The 18,033-nt window shown below is 74.6% G+C and carries 13 protein-coding genes, 1 pseudogene and 1 riboswitch; of the genes and pseudogenes, 6 read left to right on the top strand and 8 right to left on the bottom strand.

Translation table 11 applies throughout. The features are described 5' to 3' along the window. Window positions 1-449: pseudogene (locus M8J74_RS39105) on the bottom strand (NlpC/P60 family protein); the annotation flags it as partial. Between the two features lie 8 nt (window positions 450-457). Further along, a riboswitch (cyclic di-AMP (ydaO/yuaA leader) is annotated at window positions 458-631 on the bottom strand. A gap of 206 nt (window positions 632-837) precedes the next feature. After that, window positions 838-1,245, bottom strand: coding sequence for a DUF5997 family protein (locus M8J74_RS39100; RefSeq protein WP_249840988.1), 408 nt, complete (start codon window positions 1,243-1,245; stop codon window positions 838-840). A 58-nt stretch (window positions 1,246-1,303) separates the two neighbouring features. On the opposite strand from M8J74_RS39100, the gene M8J74_RS39095 reads away from it, so the two are divergent. The 3 genes from M8J74_RS39095 to M8J74_RS39085 all read left to right on the top strand — a co-directional run bounded on the left by M8J74_RS39095 (window position 1,304) and on the right by M8J74_RS39085 (window position 6,407). After that, window positions 1,304-2,050, top strand: a complete 747-nt coding sequence (locus tag M8J74_RS39095) for a LysR family substrate-binding domain-containing protein (RefSeq protein WP_249840987.1) — start codon at window positions 1,304-1,306, stop codon at window positions 2,048-2,050. 261 nt (window positions 2,051-2,311) lie between these two features. Beyond that, window positions 2,312-4,912, top strand: a complete 2,601-nt coding sequence (locus tag M8J74_RS44895; RefSeq protein WP_249840986.1) for an ATP-binding protein — start codon at window positions 2,312-2,314, stop codon at window positions 4,910-4,912. Between the two features lie 106 nt (window positions 4,913-5,018). Beyond that, the gene (locus tag M8J74_RS39085; protein ID WP_249840985.1) at window positions 5,019-6,407 is read left to right on the top strand and encodes an FAD-binding oxidoreductase; all 1,389 of its coding nucleotides are present in this window, start codon (window positions 5,019-5,021) and stop codon (window positions 6,405-6,407) included. Between the two features lie 72 nt (window positions 6,408-6,479). Here M8J74_RS39085 and M8J74_RS39080 read toward each other — a convergent pair whose 3' ends face one another. After that, on the bottom strand, window positions 6,480-9,581 hold the full coding sequence (locus tag M8J74_RS39080; protein WP_249840984.1) for an acetyl-CoA carboxylase family protein: 3,102 nt from the start codon (window positions 9,579-9,581) through the stop codon (window positions 6,480-6,482). An 83-nt stretch (window positions 9,582-9,664) separates the two neighbouring features. Beyond that, complete coding sequence (locus M8J74_RS39075) at window positions 9,665-10,141, bottom strand: Lrp/AsnC family transcriptional regulator (protein WP_058928549.1); 477 nt, start codon at window positions 10,139-10,141, stop codon at window positions 9,665-9,667. Window positions 10,142-10,334: 193 nt separating this feature from the next. On the opposite strand from M8J74_RS39075, the gene M8J74_RS39070 reads away from it, so the two are divergent. Further along, window positions 10,335-11,831: an FUSC family protein gene (locus M8J74_RS39070; RefSeq protein ID WP_249840983.1), complete on the top strand. Its 1,497-nt coding sequence runs from the start codon at window positions 10,335-10,337 to the stop codon at window positions 11,829-11,831. 89 nt (window positions 11,832-11,920) lie between these two features. Beyond that, window positions 11,921-12,952: a lactonase family protein gene (locus tag M8J74_RS39065; RefSeq protein ID WP_249840982.1), complete on the top strand. Its 1,032-nt coding sequence runs from the start codon at window positions 11,921-11,923 to the stop codon at window positions 12,950-12,952. Between the two features lie 111 nt (window positions 12,953-13,063). Here M8J74_RS39065 and M8J74_RS39060 read toward each other — a convergent pair whose 3' ends face one another. The 4 genes from M8J74_RS39060 to M8J74_RS39045 all read right to left on the bottom strand — a co-directional run bounded on the left by M8J74_RS39060 (window position 13,064) and on the right by M8J74_RS39045 (window position 17,004). Continuing rightward, window positions 13,064-13,987, bottom strand: coding sequence for a sirohydrochlorin chelatase (locus M8J74_RS39060; protein WP_249840981.1), 924 nt, complete (start codon window positions 13,985-13,987; stop codon window positions 13,064-13,066). Between the two features lie 161 nt (window positions 13,988-14,148). Then, window positions 14,149-15,171: an N-acetylglucosamine kinase gene (locus tag M8J74_RS39055; protein WP_372500415.1), complete on the bottom strand. Its 1,023-nt coding sequence runs from the start codon at window positions 15,169-15,171 to the stop codon at window positions 14,149-14,151. Beyond that, window positions 15,168-15,845, bottom strand: coding sequence for a uracil-DNA glycosylase (locus tag M8J74_RS39050; protein WP_058926862.1), 678 nt, complete (start codon window positions 15,843-15,845; stop codon window positions 15,168-15,170). The genes M8J74_RS39055 and M8J74_RS39050 overlap by 4 nt, the downstream gene beginning before the upstream one ends. A 73-nt stretch (window positions 15,846-15,918) precedes the next feature. Continuing rightward, window positions 15,919-17,004, bottom strand: coding sequence for a WD40/YVTN/BNR-like repeat-containing protein (locus M8J74_RS39045; RefSeq protein WP_249840989.1), 1,086 nt, complete (start codon window positions 17,002-17,004; stop codon window positions 15,919-15,921). A gap of 270 nt (window positions 17,005-17,274) precedes the next feature. Here M8J74_RS39045 and M8J74_RS39040 point away from each other — a divergent pair, with 270 nt between their 5' ends. Beyond that, entirely contained in the window at window positions 17,275-17,859 is a 585-nt protein-coding gene (locus tag M8J74_RS39040) for an Rv1733c family protein (RefSeq protein ID WP_249840980.1), read from the top strand. The last annotated feature ends 174 nt before the right edge of the window (window positions 17,860-18,033 follow it).

The raw sequence follows: 18,033 nt of genomic DNA, 5'->3' as shown, positions 1-18,033 counted from the left end.
GGGGCCTCCAGCTCACGAGCCGCACGGGCCTCCACCGGCCGCGCGGGCCGGCCCGCCGCGGGGCGCCCGGCCTGCGTACGGTCGCCCGGGAGGATCGCCGGGACCGTCGGCCCGATGGACGTCCGGGCCATGTCGAACCACTGCCGGCTGACGTTGTCGAGATCGGGGTCCGAGGTCCGGCGCGGCTGACCGCCCCGCTCGCCGGTGCCGCGCGCGTTCTGCACGCGGGTCAGGTTGAACTGCCCGGTGTCGTCCTCGGCACGGGCGTACAGGCTGCTCACGCGCTGCTGGACGTCTTCCCGGCTGGGTGCTTCGTCGCCCGGCTGGGGCGAGGCGTCGGCCGTCTGCGAGAACAGGGCCACCGAGGTGAGGGCGGCCGTCGCGAGGGCGGAGTTGCGCACACCGGGGAGGCCGAAGCCTCCGGCACGCGACGATCGTTCCGGCGCCATGGGGGCCGTACTCCTTCCGTGCTCCGCCTACCGAGTTAGCTGTCGGGTTCGGGCGGTCGATTCCGGAAGGCATGCCCTACGGCCGCTGCCCCGAAGGGCGGTCGGGCCGATTCACCCCATGTTCGGTTGGGTCCCCGGTTCCGGCTGCCGCGAAGGCGTACCGAATTCGGCGGAGGCCGCTCTTCCCGACGGGGTTCGTCGGAGTGACACGAGCGACCTGAGGCCAAGCTAGCCAACTTGTGCGCCTCGTGTGAAGGTTGACGGCCGGAATGTCCGATACGCTTTTGTGACCTTCGTCGTGACGTACCGTCAGATGCCTCGACGGTGAACCGAGGGCGGCAGTTCGGTGACAGGGAGTCACCGAACTGCCGCCGTCGCCCGCAGGGGATCAGGAACGCCGGTCCTCATCCTGGTCTGCCGCCCGCTCGGCGTTGCGCTTCTTGATCCGCGCGCCCTCCTTGCGGACCTCGGCCTGCGTGGCGCGCTCCTTGACCAGCCACTCGGGCTGCTCCTGCTTCAGCGCCTCGATCTCCTCGGTGGTGAGGGCCTCGGTGACCCCGCCCCGCGCGAGACCCGAGATGGAGATCCCCAGCTTCGCCGCGACCACCGGACGGGGATGCGGGCCGTTGGCCCGCAGCTCGCGCAGCCACTCGGGCGGGTTCGCCTGGAGCTCGTCGAGCTGGGTGCGCGAGACGGCACCCTCCCGGAACTCGGCGGGGGTGGCCTCGAGGTACACACCCAGCTTCTTCGCCGCGGTGGCGGGCTTCATCGTCTGGGCGGTCTGGTGCGACTTCATGGGGTCCAGGGTATCGAGCGTGTACGACGCCTCCGACCACGGCCGGTAACCTGGCGGGGTGACAGGCTCGGAAGCATCCCAGACGTTCCGGCTTGCGTACGTCCCGGGGACGACGCCCGCCAAGTGGGTGCGGATCTGGAACGAGCGCCTGCCCGACATCCCGCTGATCCTCCAGCCCGTACCGGCCGCCGAGGCGCCCGGCGTGCTGCGCGCCGGCGAGGCCGACGCGGGCCTGGTGCGGCTGCCGGTGGACCGTACGTACTTCAGCGCCATCCCCCTCTACACCGAGACGACCGTGGCCGTCGTACCGAAGGACCACGTGATCACGGCGGCGGAGGAGATCACCCTCGCCGACCTGGCCGACGAGGTGCTCTTCCACCCCCTCGACGACGTCTTCGACTGGGACGCCCCACCGGGCGAGCCCGCCTTCGAACGCCCCGCGACGACCGAGGACGCCGTCGAGCTCGTCGCTGCGGGCGTCGGCCTGCTGCTGGTGCCCCAGTCCCTGGCCCGCCTGCACCACCGCAGGGACCTCACCTACCGTCCGGTGACCGACGCGCCCCAGTCGAGCGTGGCCCTGTCCTGGCCGGAGGACGCCACCACCGACCTGGTGGAGGACTTCATCGGCATCGTGCGCGGCCGTACGGCCAACAGCTCCCGCGGCCGCAAGCCCCAGCCGGCCGAGAAGACCGCGGAAAAGCCGGCACCCCGCCGCAAACCCGCGCCGGCCAAGACACCAGGCCGCAACCCCAGGGCGGGCACCTCGAAGACCCCCAAGCGAGGAAAACCCCGCCGCCGCTCGTAGTCTCGACGGCGCGGGACGGGACCCTCCCAGGGCCGACCTGCCGCTCAACGCGAAACGGCTGGTCCGTGCGGGCGGCGAGGTCCCTCCCCGTGCACGCAGGCGAGCTCCGCCGCCGCGCACGCAACCGCCCGGCACCTCTCGACGGGTCGGCGGAGTGCGGCGACCCGCCCGGCCTCGGGCGGGCCGCGCCGCCGCGTACCAGGCCCGGCGCGGCACCGCGCCGCAGGGACGCCGCCCCCGACCCGGTGGCACAATCGGTGGGTGGACCGGGGGATCCTCGAGCGTGAGCCCGAGCTGGCACTGCTGGGCTCGGCCGCACGGCAGGCGGCCGACGGCGCCGGTGCGGTGGCGCTCGTCTTCGGCGAGGCGGGCATCGGCAAGTCGAGCCTGGTCACAGCGCTGCCCGACCGGTTGCCCGGACGGGCGCGGATGCTGGTCGGCCAGTGCGACGACCTCGCCACCCGGCGCCCCCTCGGACCCTTCCGCGACCTCGTCGGCAGTGTCGGCGCCGACCTCGCCCGAGCCGTGACGGAGGGCGGCGACCGCCACCGCGTCTACGAGGCCCTGCACGCCGAGCTCGCCATGACTCCGCATCCCGCGGTACTCGTCGTCGAGGACGTGCACTGGGCCGACGAGGCGTCCCTGGACGCCCTGCGCTTCCTCGTACGGCGGATGGACCGGCTGCCCGCCCTGCTCGTCCTGACCTACCGCGACGACGAACTGCACCGCGGCCACCCCTTGCGCCACCTCCTCGGCCAGGTCTCCCGGGCGCCCCGCGTGCACCGCCTCCCCCTGGCCCGGCTCTCCCTCGGCGCCGTCACCGAGCTCGGCGCGGCCGGCCGGCTCGACCCGGCGCAGGTGTACCAGGTGACCTCGGGAAACCCCTTCTTCGTCACCGAGGTCCTGGCGGCCGGCGGCACCGGGGGAGTGCCGCCCACGGTCGTCGACGCGGTCCTCGCCCGGCTGCGCGGCCTGCCTCCGGCCACCGTGGACGCCCTGGAGCAGCTCGCCGTCATCCCCTCGGCCGTCGAACGCCCGCTGGTGGACGCGCTGCTCGCCGACGGCGTGGCGGTCCTCGCCGAGGCAGAGCAGCGCGGGCTGCTCACCGTCACCCCGGAACGGATCGCCTTCCGGCACGAGCTGATCCGGCGGGCCGTCGCCGACTCGGTGCCCGCCGCCCGGCGCATCGACCTCGACCGTCGCGTCCTCGCCGCGCTCGTCGCCCGGCCCGGCGCCGACGCCGCCCGCGTCGTCCACCACGCCGCCCGGGCCGGCGACCTGGACGCCATCGCCCGCTACGGCCCGGACGCCGCCCGCGACGCCTCCGACGCCGGTGCCCACCGCGAGGCCGCGGCCCAGCTCAGGCTCGTGCTGGGCGAGCGCCACCGCTACGGCCCGGCCGAGCTCGCCGACCTGCTCGAACGCCTCGCCGTGGAGAGCTACACCATCGCCGACACGGCCGCCGCCGTCACCGCCGAGCGCGAGGCGGTCTCGCTGCGCCGCTCGCTCGGCGACATCCTCGCCCTCGGCTCGGACCTGCGCTGGCTCTCCCGCATCCACTGGTGGGCCGGGGACGCCGACCAGGCCCAGGCCGCCGCCCGCGAGGCGGTCACCGTCCTGGAGCACGCGGGCGACGACCGGCTGCTCGCCCTGGCCGTCAGCAACATCGCCCAGCTGCGCATGCTCTCCGACCGCTACCCCGAGGCCGTCGAGCACGCCGAGCGCGCCATCGTGCTGGCCCGCAAGACCGACGACGCGGCGATCCTCTCGCACGCCCTCAACAACCTCGGCACGGCCCGCTGGCGGGGCGGCGACCCCGACGGGCGCAAGCAGCTGGAGGAGAGCCTGGAGGTCGCCCTCGGCGCCGGCGAGGCCGAGCACGCCTGCCGCTCCTACGCCAACCTGATCTGGACCCTCCTGGACAACCTGCAGTTCGCGGACGCCGACCGGCTGCTGCCGCGGGCCCTGGAGCTGGCCGACCGCGCCGAGCACCTCGGCTTCCTCACCTACCTCCACGTCGAACTGGCCCTGCGCCGCCTCGCCGCCGCCGACTGGGAGGACGCCGAACGGCACGCCGAGTTCGGCGTCCACGACTTCCCGCCGGCCCGCTGTCCCGCCCTGACCGTGCTGGCGCGGGTGCGCGTCCGGTGCGGCAGGCCCGGGGCCGGTGAACTCCTCGCCGAGGCCCGGGAGATCGCCGTACGGACCAGGGAACTCCAGCGCACCGGTCCCGTCGCGGCCGCGCTGGCGGAGGCGGCCTGGCTGCGCGGGGACGCGGACGCCGTGGTGGAGGCCGCGGCCCCGGTCCAGGCCCAGGCCCGCCACCTGACCGGCATCCCCTACGGCGCCGAGCTGGGCTACTGGCTGACCAAGGCCGGGCATCCGGTGCCGGACGACGACTCCGACCACCCCTACGCCCTGCAGGCACGCGGTCACTGGCGGGAGGCCGCGGCCGTCTGGAAGGCCGCCGGCTGCCCCTACGAGCACGCCGCCGCCGTCGCGGAGAGCCCGCACCCCGCCGACAAGCTCGACGCCCTCGCCGCACTCGACGCCCTGGGTGCCGAGCCGCTGGCCCGACTCGTCCGGGCCGAACTGCGCGGGCTCGGGGTGCGGCACATCCCGCGCGGCCCGCTCGCCGCCACCCGCGGCAACCCCGGACGGCTCACCGAACGCCAGCTCCAGGTGGTGCGGCTGCTCGCCCAGGGCCTGACCAACGCCGAGATCGCCACGCGCCTCGTCGTGTCCGTCCGGACCGTCGACAACCACGTCCGCGCCGTCCTCGGCAAGCTGGACGCCCCCACCCGCCGGCACGTCGCCGACCGGGCCGCGGAACTCGGGCTGCTGCACCGTCGCGAAAGGTAGGTATGCCGGGCGGCCGACGTAGGTGATGCCCGCCGATGTCGGCCCCCGCGCAACCCGGGTAGAACGTGCGTATCAACCCGACTCACGAAGAAACGGGGTATATCGCATGACCATCACACCCGCCCAGGCGGCACGACGGGAGCTCGCGGACTTCACGGGAGAGCTGATCGGCCCCGACGACTCCGGATACGAGCAGGCCCGCGCCGTCTACAACGCGATGATCGACCGGCGTCCCGCCCTCGTCGCGCGCTGCGCCGACGCGGACGCCGTCGCCCGCGTGATCGGCTTCGCCCGCGCCCACGACCTGCCCCTCGCCGTCCGAGGCGGCGGTCACCACGGCGCCGGGATGGGCACCGTCGACGGGGGAGTGGTCGCCGACCTGTCCCCCATGAAGGACATCCACGTCGACCCCGAGGCCCGCACGGTCCGCGTCGGCGGCGGCTGCGTGTGGGGCGAGGTGGACCGCGCCACCCACGCCCACGGCCTCGCCACCCCCAGCGGCATCGTCTCCACCACCGGGGTCGGCGGCCTCGCCACCGGCGGCGGCCTGGGCCACCTCACCCGCAGGTGCGGCCTGACCATCGACAACCTCCTCTCCGCCGACGTCGTCCTGGCCGACGGCCGGCAGGTGCGCGCGAGCGCCGACGAGAACAGCGACCTGTTCTGGGCGCTGCGCGGAGGCGGCGGCAACTTCGGCGTCGTCACCTCCTTCCGGTTCCGGCTCCACGAGATCGACACGGTGGTGGCCGGCCCGACGTTCTGGCCCGTCGAGATCAGCGCCGACGTCCTGACCGCCTACCGGGACTTCCTCCCGAACGCGCCCCGCGAGCTCAACGCCTTCTTCCTCCACGGCACCGTGCCGCCGGCCCCGCCGTTCCCCGAGGAGATCCAGCTGCGCAAGATCGCGGGCGTCGTCTGGTGCCACACCGGCGGTGACCCCGAGGCCGCGGCACGCGAGATGGCGCCGCTGCTGGACGCGCTGCCGGAGCCGATGCTGCACGCCGTCGGACCGATGCCCCACCCGGACCTGCAGTCCATGTTCGACGGGCTCTATCCGCCCGGCCACCAGTGGTACTGGCGCGCCGACTTCGTCGAGGAGATCCCGGACGAGGCCGTCGGACTGCATGCCAAGTTCGGCGCCGAGGTGCCCACCGTCCAGTCGACGATGCACCTCTACCCGATCGACGGCGCCGCCCACGACGTCGGCCCCGACGAGACACCGTGGGGCTACCGGAGCGCCCGGTGGTCCACCGTGTACGCGGGCGTCGACCCCGACCCCGCCCACGCCGAGCTGGTCAAGCGCTGGGCGGTCGACTACTCCGACGCCCTGCACCCGTACTCGGCGGGCGGCGCCTACGTGAACATGATGATGGACGAGGGCCAGGAGCGGATCCGCGCCAGCTACGGCGGCAACTACGCACGGCTGGCCCGCATCAAGGCCGAGCTCGACCCGGACAACGTCTTCCGCCTCAACCAGAACATCCGGCCGGCCTGACCGGGTCCGAGGACCGGACGGTGCCCCGGGCGGGGGACGGGGCACCGCCGGGCGTATCCGTACGCCCCCCGCTCACCAGGTGTCCACGAACGGCCGGTGGCCCGGCTCCGGGACGGGGTGACCCGCCAGCGCCGCCAGGATCCACTCGCGCGACCCGGCCGGGTCGACGACCGCGTCGATCTCCAGCGCGGCCGCCGCGTTGACCGCCTTCCCGCGCTCGTACAGCTCGGCGACGCGCTCCTCGAAGGCGCGGGCCCGCTCGGCCGGGTCCGCGATCGACTCCAGCTCCTTGCGGTAGCCGAGACGGACCGCGCCTTCGAGGCCCATCCCGCCGAACTCCCCGCTCGGCCAGGCCGCCGTGGCCAGCGGAGCCCGGGTGGAGCCGCCCATCATGGCCATCGCCCCGAGCCCGTACGCCTTGCGCAGCACCAGACTCACCAGCGGCACCCGCAGATTGGCCCCCGTCACGAACAGCCGCGCGAAGTGCCGTACGGTGGCGGTGCGTTCGGCGTCCGGGCCGACCATGAACCCCGGTGTGTCGCACAGCGAGACCACCGGCAGCCCGAACGCGTCGCACAACTGAAGGAAGCGCGCCGCCTTGTCGGCCGCGTCCCGGTCGATCGCCCCGCCCAGATGTGCCGGGTTGCTGGCGATCAGCCCGAGCGGCCGCCCCTCGATCCGCACCAGACACGTCAGCACCCCGACCCCGAACTCCGGCCGCAGCTCCAGCACCGAGTCCGTGTCCGCGAGCCCCGCGACCGCCGCCCGCATGTCGTACGCCCGCCGCCGGTTCTCCGGCACGACGTGGCGCAGCAGCCGCTGGTCCGGCGCCTCCCAACTCGCCCGCTCCCCTTGGAAGTACGACAGGTACCGGCGGGCCACCCGCACGGCCTCCGCCTCGTCGGCGACCGCGACGTCGACCACCCCGTTGGGCACCTGCACCGACAGCGGGCCCACCTCCTCGGGCCGGTACACGCCGAGCCCGCCGCCCTCGATCATCGCGGGCCCGCCCATCCCGATGGTCGCGTCGGGTGTGGCGATCACGACGTCGCAGCAGCCCAGCAGGGCGGCGTTGCCCGCGAAGCACCGGCCCGAGGCGATGCCGACCAGCGGAACCGTCCCGCTCAGCCGCCCCATCCGTCCGAAGGTGGTCACGTCCAGTCCCGCGACCGCGGTGGTGTCCGTGTCCCCGGGGCGCCCGCCGCCGCCCTCGGCGAACAGCACCACGGGCAGCCGCCGTTGCCCGGCCAGCTCCAGCATCCGGTCGGTCTTGCGGTGGTTCTGCAGCCCCTGGGTGCCGGCCAGGACCGTGTAGTCGTACGACATCACCACGCACGGCCGGCCGTCGACGTTCCCCGTGCCGGTCACCATGCCGTCGGCCGGCGTGGAGCGGATCAGGTCGTCCAGGGACCGGCGGCGGCGCTGGGCGGCGATCGCCAGGGCCCCGAACTCGGTGAAGGTGCCCGGGTCGCACAGGTCGGCGATGTTCTCCCGGGCGGTGCGGCGCCCGAGGGAGTGCCGCTTGGCCACCGCCTCCGGACGGTTCTCGTCCAGGCCGAAGGAGTGCCGGTGGACGGCTTCTGCGAGGTCCGGGCGGATCGCGTCGGGGTCGGCCGGTTCGGCGGTGCCGGTGCCCTCGTGTCCGCCCGCCAACTCGTCGAGGGTGGCCAACAGGGCTCCCGCGCCCACCGTTTCGCCGACCCGCGTGTGCAGCAGCCGTACCGCTCCGGAGCCGGGCGCTCGCACCACGTGCTCCATCTTCATCGCCTCCAGCACCAGCAACTGCTGCCCGGCGCCGACGTGTTCGCCCGGGGCGACGTCCACGGAGACGACGGTTCCGCCGAGCGGCGCGAGGACCGCGCCGTCCACGGCCGGCGTGCCCGGGCCGGCGGAGGCCTGCGCGAGCTCGGCCACCACGCCCGTGTGCGCCCAGAAGCGGGGCTCGGCGAGCACCTCGCGCAGCAGCGGGATCCCGGTCCGCACCCCCTCCACCCCGAACTCGCCCAGCGCCCGCCGCGCCCGCGCACAGGCCGCCTCCACTCCGCCGGACGGGACGTGCGCGACCACCTTGGCCAGCAGCGGGTCGTACCGCGTGCCGATCTCGGCTCCCGACCGGACGGCCGTGTCCACCCGGATGCCCGGCCCGGCCGGCAGGTCGAAGCGCGAGATCCGCCCGGCCTCCTCGGCGACGACCCGCGCCTGCACGGCGAACCCGCGCGGCGCGGCCGGCGGCCCCGGCAGTCCCAGTTCCGCGAGCGTCGCCCCGCCGGCGATCCGCAGTTGCAGGGCGACCAGGTCGAGGCCGGTCACCTCCTCGGTGACCGTGTGCTCCACCTGCAGACGGGGATTGGCCTCGATGAAGGCGAACTCCTCGCCGCGCACCAGGAACTCGAAGGTGACGAGGCTGGAGCAGTGGGCGGCACGGGCCAGCCGAAGGGCCGCGTCGAGGATCTTCTCCCGTACGCCGTCGCCGAGTTCCGGAGCGGGCGCGATCTCGATCAGCTTCTGATGGCGTCGCTGGGCGCTGCAGTCCCGGTCCCACAGGTGCGTGACGGCGCCGGCCCGGTCACCGACGATCTGCACCTCGATGTGCCGGGCGCCCTCCAGCAGCCGCTCCGCGTACAACTCGCCGCGTCCGAAGCCCTGTTCCGCCTCCGACCGGCACCGCTCCCACGCCTCCTGAAGCTCCTCGGCCCGGTGCACGACCCGCATCCCGCGCCCGCCGCCCCCGCCGGCCGCCTTGACCATCACAGGCCCGTCCGCGAGCAACTCCCGTGCCCCGTCCGGCCCGTCGGCCCCCGCGAGCACCGGCACCCCGAGCCCGGCGGCGAGCTCCCGGGCCCGTCGCTTGTCCCCGAAGACCTCCAGGACCTCCGGCGAGGGCCCGACGAAGACGATCCCGGCCTGCCCGCACCGGCGCGCGAACCCGGCGTCCTCGCTCAGGAAGCCGTAACCGGGGTGGAGAAGTGAGCATCCGGTGGCGCGGGCGGCGGCGAGCAGCGCCTCGCCGTCCAGGTATCCGCCGACCGGCACCGCCTCGTCGGCCGGCCGCGTGTGCGCGGTGTCGCCCTCCTCGTACACCGCGACCGTCCGCAGCCCGGCTTCCGCCGCGGCGCGCAGGACACGTACGGCGATCTCCCCGCGGTTGGCGACGAGCACGGCGGCAGCACCCATGGGAGTCCTCCTGGACACGGACCTCATCGACCGGCCCGGTCATGATCTCAGGCGCGCCGGCCGAGCGGCTTCGGGGTCGGGGATCACTTCCGTGCCGTGCGGCCGATCGACTCGACCAGCGGCAGCAGCCGCTGCGGGACCCGTTCGCGCAGGGCCACCTCGGTGCGGGTGCGGACCACGCCGGGCATGCTGATCAGCTTCTGGATCACGTCCTCCAGATGGGCGTTGTCGCGCGCCACGACCCGGGTGAGCAGATCGCCGCCGCCCGTGATGGAGAAGGCCTCCACGATCTCCGGCACGGCCGCCAGGGCGTCCCCCACGTCGTCGAGGTGTCCCTGGGTGACCTCGATGTGCACGAAGGCGAGGACCGGGTGACCGAGCGCGGCGGGGGAGAGGGTGGGGCCCGTTCCCGTGATCACGCCGTCCCGCTCCAGCCGGTCCAGGCGGGCCTGGAGGGTGCCGCGGGCGACCCCCAGGATGCGGGCGTACTCGCGCACGCTCGTACGGGGCTGCTCCAGCAGCAGCCGCAGGATGCGGGTGTCGAGCTCGTCGACGGCCATGAGCGCGTTCTCCTCGTGCATGGTCCGATGGCCCGTCCGTGGCCGCCCCCGGACCGATGTCGCTGTGCCAATGGCCCAGCATAATCGGCGCCGCTTGAGCCAGCAGGGCGGCGGATGCTGCAATGGGCCCGTCGATGGCGCTGCGGACCCCGCGGCGCCTTTTTCGTGCCGGTGTCCAAGGGGGCGGGTAGGCGTGCTGAAGAGGGTGTTCGTGGCTCCGGACCCGGGGCGGCTGCGGCTGCGGTTCGCCGCGCGCGCCGTCGCAGGGATCGGGGCGGCCGTGGTCCTGTGCTCCCTGGCCGGAGTCTCCCTTCCCGGTACGGTCACCGGCGGCCTGGCCGCGCTGCTCGCCCTGTTCACCGTCTCCGACGCCACCGTCCGCGGGCAGGCGGTCACCACCGCGCTGCTGCCCGCCGTCGGCCTGCCGGTGCTCGCCGCCGCGGCCGAGCTGCACGCCCACCCGGTCGCCCGCGACCTCGTCTTCCTGGCCGTCGTCGGCGCCGGCGTGTACGCCCGCCGCTTCGGCCCGCGCGGCCACAGCCTCGGCGTGTTCGCGTTCATGACCTTCTTCATGGCGCAGTTCCTGCACGCGACGACCGCACAGCTGCCCGAGCTGTACGTCGCCGTCGTCCTGTCCGTGCTCACCGCCGCGGCCGTCCGCTTCGGCCTGTGGTGCTACGAGGCCCACCTGCCCCCGGCCGCCGCGCCCGCGCCGCCGCCGGGCACCGGGCTGGCCCGGGTGACCACCCGCCAGGCCGTCCAGGCGACCGCCGGCGCGGGCTTCGCGCTTCTCGCCGGCCAGCTGGTGTCCGGGCAGCGCTGGTACTGGGCCGTCGGCGCCACCTGGTGGGTCTTCGTCAACACCACCTCGCGCGGCGAGACCCTGGTGCGCGGCTTCCGGCGGGTCCTGGGCACCGTGATCGGCATCGGCCTGGGCGTCCTGATCGCCGTCCCGGTGGACGGAGCGGCCCTCCCCACGGCCGTCCTGCTCGCCGTCTGCGTCTTCGGGATCTTCTACTCGGCCGCGGTCTCGTACACCTGGATGATGCTCTGCGTGACCCTCCTCGCGGAGCTCCTCTACGGGATGCTGGGCGTGCTCACCCCCGGCCTGCTGGCGCTCCGGCTGGCGGAGACCGCCGTCGGCGCGCTGGGCGCCGCCCTGGCCGTGCTCCTCGTCCTGCCGGTCACCACCCACACCACCACCGACGCCTGGATCCAGCGCGCCCTGCGCTGCGTGCACGCCTGCACTGCGGAGGCCGCCGCGCGCCTCGCGGGCGTCCCCGACGCCGACCCGGCGCCGAAGGTGGCCGAACTGGAGCAGCTGCTGGGCCGCGTACGGCTGTCCGTGGCGCCCCTCGTGCACCCCCTCAACCCGATGCTGGGCCGCAAGCGGCGCGCCCGCCGGGTGCTGGACCTGCTCGACGACTGCGCCCGCGAGATCCGCGGCCTGGTCGCGGTGGCCGCCGACCCCGAGGCCTCCCACGACGCCCGCCTCGCCGCCGCCTGCTGGCGGGTGGAGGCCGCCGTCGAGGCGCTGACCGGCGACGGACGCGAGCACCCCGTGGCGCTCGTCGGCGAGCCGCCCGTGACCGAACCTGCCCTGACCCACCTGCACGGCCTGGAACGGGCCCTCGCGGAACTCGCGACACCGCTGCGCACCCCGTCGGGCTCACGCCTGGTGGGCGCGTGACCGCCGACCTTTCCACCCCTTTGGTCTAGACCTCGATTGATCGACTGCTACGGTCGCCTCCGACGGCACCCAACCGAGAGGGGACAGCGGTGACAGACGGCGGCGGGCGGCGACGGCGGGCGTTCATCGGGTCGTTCACGGCGGCGGGAGGCCCCGGAATCGTCACGGCGGCCGTGACGGACGGCGGCGGCCTGCACCTCCTCGGCAGCCTCGACGGCCTGCCCGACCCCTCCTACCTCGCCCTGGGCCCCGGCGCGGACACCCTCTACGCGGTCAGCGAGACGGCCGAGGGAGCGGTGACCGCGTACCGGGTGCGGGGGGACCGGCTGGAACGGGCCGGCGCTCCCGTGCCGGTCGGCGGCCAGGAGCCGACCCATCTGAGCGTCTTCGCCGGACACGTCCTGACCGCCAACTACGGCTCCGGCAGCGTCTCCGCCGTTCCCGTCCGCCCGGACGGCAGCCTCGCCGACGCCGCCTCCGGCGTCCTGCGGCACAGCGGATCGGGCCCTCACGCCCGCCGCCAGCAAGGACCGCACGCCCACCAGGTGCAGCCCGACCCCAGCGGCCGCTGGGCCGTCAGCGTGGACCTCGGCACGGACTCCGTCCGCGTGTGCTCCCTCGACGGCGGCACCCTCGACCTGCACCGCGAGTGCCCCCTGCGCCCCGGCTCGGGCCCGCGCCACCTCGCCTTCCACCCGGACGGCACGCGCGCGTACGTGGTCAACGAACTCACCCCGACCGTCACCGTCTGCCACTGGGACGCCGACGCGGGCACGCTCAAGCCCCTCGCCGAGATCCAGGTGCTGCCCACCGCCCCGGCGGGCGACGCCTACCCCTCGGGGATCGTCGTCTCGCCCGACGGCCGCTTCGTGTGGACGGCCACCCGGGGCGAGGACGTCCTGTCCACCTTCGTCGTGGACGGCGACGAACTGCTGCCGGCCGGCACGGTCCCGTGCGGCGGCGACTGGCCCCGGGCCCTCACCGAGTCCCACGGCTTCCTCTACGCCGCCAACGAACGCTCGGGCGAGGTGACCTGGTTCGCCGTCGACCCGGCCACGGGACTGCCCCGCTACGAGGGCTCGGTCAAGGTCCCCGCCGCCTCGTGCGTGGTCTTCGCCTGAGCCCAGGACAGCCCGGCACAGCCCTGCACAGCACGGCACAGAGCCGCAGGGCCCGCTCCGAATCCCGGAGCGGGCCCTGCGGCGTTCGTACGGCCATGCCGTGCGTGTCGGTCAGCGCGCCGGCGCACCCTGCGGCTGCGGCGGGGCGATGCCCAGCGCCGTCGTGTACTTGGCCAGCGCGAGCTTGCCGATCGCCGGGTACGGGCCGAGCGCCTCGGCGGCGGAGCAGCCCGCCTCCCTGGCCGCCTCCTCGATCAGGCCCGGGTCGATCTCCGGCCCTATCAGGTACGGCGCCAGCGCCAGCTGCTGCGAGCCCGAGGAACGCAGCTGCTCGGCCACGGACGCGATCGCGCCCGCCTGGTCCAGAGCCGCGGCCATCACCGGCACGGCCAGGCGCGCGGCCAGCAGCATGCCGGTGATCCCGGCGGCCTGCACCGCCTCGTCACCGCCGACCGAGGCCAGGATGATGCCGTCAGCGGCGGTCGCCACCGTGAACAGGCGGGCCCGGTCGGCACGGGCCAGACCGGCCTCCGACAGCCGCACGTGCAGCGCCTCGGCGAGCAGCGGGTGCGGGCCCAGCACATCGGTCAGGTCGGCCGCGACGCGGCTGTCCATGACGGCCTGGCGGATCACGCGCAGCAGCGCGCTGTCCGGACCGGCCAGCAGCGGCACGACGACGGCCACGGGGCCGTCCGGCTCCTTGACGTCGAGACCGGCGGCCTTGGCCTGCTCATAGCGGGCCGCGCGCTCCTCGGCGGCGTGCGCGAGCACGGACTGGAGCGTGGGGAACTCCGCGTCGTCCCCGTCCAGGTAGCCGATCCGCGCGTCGAGGCCGGGGAGCTCGGAGCGGGCGATGCTCACGACCTCCTCGGCGAGACTGCGCGTGGGAGCGGCGGGGGTGCCCGGCACCGCGAGGACGAGCGCGGGCGCGCCCTCGGGAGCCGCCAGCGGCTCGGGTCGGCGGTGCCGCCCGGGCTGGCGAGGTCGCGGCATTCGTACTGGCAGGCCGGACGCGGGTCCAGTGGGGGAGCTCATGGCGACGCATGTTACTGGCTTCCTGGGCTCCCCTGTTCGGGGAGGGTGCAGGTGAGCGGTATCCGTCCGGTTTTGTCTGATGAGTAACGTACGGATCAGAAGTGATCGGAGTGCGAACCGGGCGCATCACCAAGCATGGGGAGAAGCCCGGGGATGGTCGCTTATCCGGTCACCACGGACAACATCGCCGCGTCACTCGGCAGAGTGAGATCGCCGGTCGCGAGATCGGCCGCGATGCGCACGGCGCCGGCGAGTGGATCGCCGGCGGCCGGCTCCCGCCGCGCCCCCGGCAGCTTCTCGGCCAGTGCCTCCTCCAGCGGTACGAGGAGGGGCTCACCCATCTTGAACAGGCCGCCCGTGAAGGCGACCCGGGGCTCGCCCTCGGCCGGGCACACCGCGGCGGCGGACTCGGCCATGTGCCGGGCCGCCTCGCGCAGGATGTCCGCCGCCACGGGATCGCCCTCGGCGCAGGCGGCGACCTCCGGCGCGAAGGAGGCGAGGACGGCCGGTCGGTCCGGACGCGGGTAGAGCAGCCCCGGCAGCCCAGACAGCGGCCCGAACAGCCCCTCGGCGCGGGCCCGCAGGGCCGCCGACCCGCCGGCCCGCCCGTCGTACGCGCGCAGCGCGGCCTCCAGCCCGGCCCGCCCGATCCAGGCGCCGCCGCCGCAGTCGCCGAGCAGATGGCCCCAGCCGTCCGCCCGACGCCAGCCGCTCAGGTCGGTGCCGACGGCGATCAGTCCCGTGCCGGCCGCGACCACGGCGCCGGCCCGCGGACCGAGCGCCCCCACGTACGCGGTGACCGCGTCGGCCGCCAGAGCGACGCGCCCGACCCCGAACTCCCGCCGCAGCGCGCCCGGGAGTTCGGCTCTGAGCCCGTCTCCCAGAGTGGCGAGCCCGGCGGCCCCGACGGCCGCCGCCCGCAGCCGGCTCACCCCGCTCTCGGCGAGCAACGTCCGCACCATGGGCACCAGTTGCTCCATCAGATGCCCGGGGTCGATCCCGCGTGGCCCGGTCCGCACCGGCAGCGGCGACGACGCCTCGGCGAGCGGGGCCCGCTCCGGGCTCGCGACGGCGACACGCAGCCCCGAGCCCCCGGAGTCGACGGCGAGGACGCCGGCGACACCCCCGTCCCGCCCGGCGGAGGCCGTCCCCGGCTCCGGTCCGTGCGGGTCCCCGCCGGTCACGGCAGACGCCAGTCCACCGGCTGGCCGCCCTGGCCGATCAGCAGGTCGTTGGCGCGGCTGAAGGGGCGGGAGCCGAAGAAGCCGCGGTCGGCCGACATGGGGGAGGGGTGGGCGGACTCGACCGAGGGGAGGCGGCCGAGAAGGGGCCGCAGATTGCGGGCGTCCCGGCCCCACAGGATGGACACCAGCGGTTTCCCGCGGGCGGCCAGGGCCCGTATCGCCTGCTCGGTGACCTCCTCCCAGCCCTTGCCGCGGTGCGCGCCGGGTTTGCGCGGGGAGGTGGTCAGTGCCCTGTTGAGCAACAGCACGCCCTGCCGGGTCCACGGCGTGAGATCGCCGTTGGACGGCTGGGGCAGCCCCAGGTCGGTGTTCAGCTCCCGGAAGATGTTGATGAGACTGCCCGGCAGCGGCCGCACGTCCGGTGCCACCGAGAAGGACAGCCCCACCGCGTGTCCCGGGGTCGGATACGGGTCCTGCCCGACGATCAGGACGCGTACCTCGTCGAAGGGCTGCTGGAAGGCCCGCAGGACGTTCGCTCCGGCCGGAAGGTAGGTGCGCCCCGCGGCGATCTCCGCGCGCAGGAAGTCCCCCATCTCGGCGATCCGTCCGGCGACGGGTTCCAGGGCCTGCGCCCAGCCCGCTTCGACGATTTCATGCAACGGTCGTGGTGCCACGGGCGTCACCCTACTGCCGTACGGGCAGCGGAGATCAACCGGTGGCCAAGGCCGTGCGCTCCCCCCGCCCGGGTCATCCGACCACCGCGGCCCGCACACACAGCACATCCGGCAGATGCGACGCCAACTGCCGCCAGCTGTCGCCGTCGTCGGCCGAGGCGAACACCTCGCCGTTGCGGTTGCCGAAGTACACGCCCGCCGGGTCGGCGTCGTCCGTGCACAGGGCGTCCCGCAGCACCGTGCCGTAGTGGTCCTGCGCGGGCAGGCCCGCCGACAGCGGCTCCCAGCTCTTGCCGGCGTCGGCCGTGCGGAACACCCGGCAGCGGTGGTCGGCCGGCACCCGGTCGGAGTCGGCGTTGATCGGGAAGACGTACGCCGTGTCCCCGCGGTGGGGGTGGGCGGCTGCCGCGAAGCCGAAGGTGGACGGCAGCCCCTCGCCGATGTCGGTCCAGTGCGCGCCCGCGTCGTCGCTTCTGTACACACCCCAGTGGTTCTGCAGATACAGCCGGTCGGGGTCGGCCGCGTCCCGGGCGACCTTGTGCACGCACTGACCGAACTCCGGGTTGGGGTCGGGCAGGAACACCGCCGAGACACCGGAGTTGGACGGCGTCCAGCTCGCACCGCCGTCGGTGGTCCGGAACACTCCGGCCGTCGACACCGCGACCGTCACGGCCCGCGGGTCGCGCTTGTCGGTGAGCACGGTGTGCAGCCCCTCGCCGCCACCGCCGGGCACCCACTGGGAACGGGTCGGGTGCTCCCACAGCGGGCGGACCAGTTCGAAGGTCTCCCCGCGGTCCTCCGAGCGGTACAGCGCGGCCGGCTCCGTGCCCGCGTACACCACGTTCTCCTCCGCGGCCGCCGGGTGCAGCTGCCACACCCGCTCCAGCGACGCCCCCGTGTCCTTGGGGAACTTCACGGCCGGCCGGGCCGGTTCGGTCCAGCTGCGGCCCAGGTCGTCGGAGTGGAACACCGACGGGCCCCAGTGGGCGCTGTCGCCGCCGGCCAGCAGCCGGGGACGCCCGCCCCGGGTGTCGATCGCGATCGAGTACACGGCCTGCGCGTTGAAGTACGGACTCTCGTCGAACTCCCAGGAGCCACCCCGCCTGCGCCCGATGAACAGACCCTTGCGCGTGCCCACGGCGAGCAGTACCTCGGTCATGCCGATCACCTCCGCGACGTCTTCGTCCACGACATCGGCCAGTCTGCACCCAGCCACTGACAGTCACCTCTGGAGTCGGTATCGCCGCAGTTCAGCGCGGCCCGGGCGGCCCGGCACGGCGATCTTTCGGACTCTTTCGCGAAGTGGCCCGCACACATCGGGCCCCCGTGCGACCGTCGAGTCGGGGTACCCGCCTGAGCATCCGGGGATCTCCGCCCGTAAGGGAGGGGGATCGGGGATGGTCATGTGCTCATGAGGAGGCTGCCTTCTATGGCGTTCCGTGGTCCGAGGGTGTGGCTGTGGCGCTGGCGGCGCAACCCGCTGAAACGCCCCACCGACACGGTGGAGGCCTGGGTCGTGCTCGGCGCCTGGCTGGTCACCGTGGTCGCCGGGGTGCTGGCCGGTCTGGCGGCCACCCAGTCCGTGGAGAGCGGGCTGGCCCGTGAGCGCGCCGAATGGCACCGCGTCGACGCGGTGCTGACCGCGAAGGCCCCCGGGAAGGCCACCGCCGACTCCCGGACGGCGAGCGGCGACCAGGTGTGGGGCAATGTGCGCTGGACCGCTCCGGACGGCAGCCGGCACACCGGCCAGGTCCGGGTCCGCCCCGGCAGCCCGGCCGGCACCGCGGTCCCCATCTGGTCGGACCCGCAGGGCCACCTGGTCACCCGGCCCGCCACTGTCACGCAGGCCCATGTACGGGCCTCCCTCATCGGCGTCCTGGTCGGCATCAGCGCCGCGGCGGTGCCCCTCGTCGGCGGGCGGGTGCTGTGCGGCCGACTGGAACGCAGGCGCCTGGACCTGTGGGACACCGAGTGGGCTCGCTTCGGGCCTCTGTGGGGACGCAAGACGAGGTGACGCCACCCCGGCCCGCCCGGCCGTGACACCGCCCGGCTCACCGACCGTGACACTACCCTGCCCGCCCGGCCGTGACACCGCCCGGCTCACCGACCGTGACACTACCCTGCCCGCCCGGCCGTGACACCGCCCGGCTCACCGACCGTGACACTGCCCTGCCCGCCCGGCCGTGAC

It is taken from the genome of Streptomyces panaciradicis (assembly GCF_023516615.1).
Lineage (GTDB): Bacteria > Actinomycetota > Actinomycetes > Streptomycetales > Streptomycetaceae > Streptomyces > Streptomyces panaciradicis.
The sequence above is the reverse complement of the archived record's forward strand: the minus strand, read 5'-3'. Positions and strand labels throughout refer to the sequence as shown.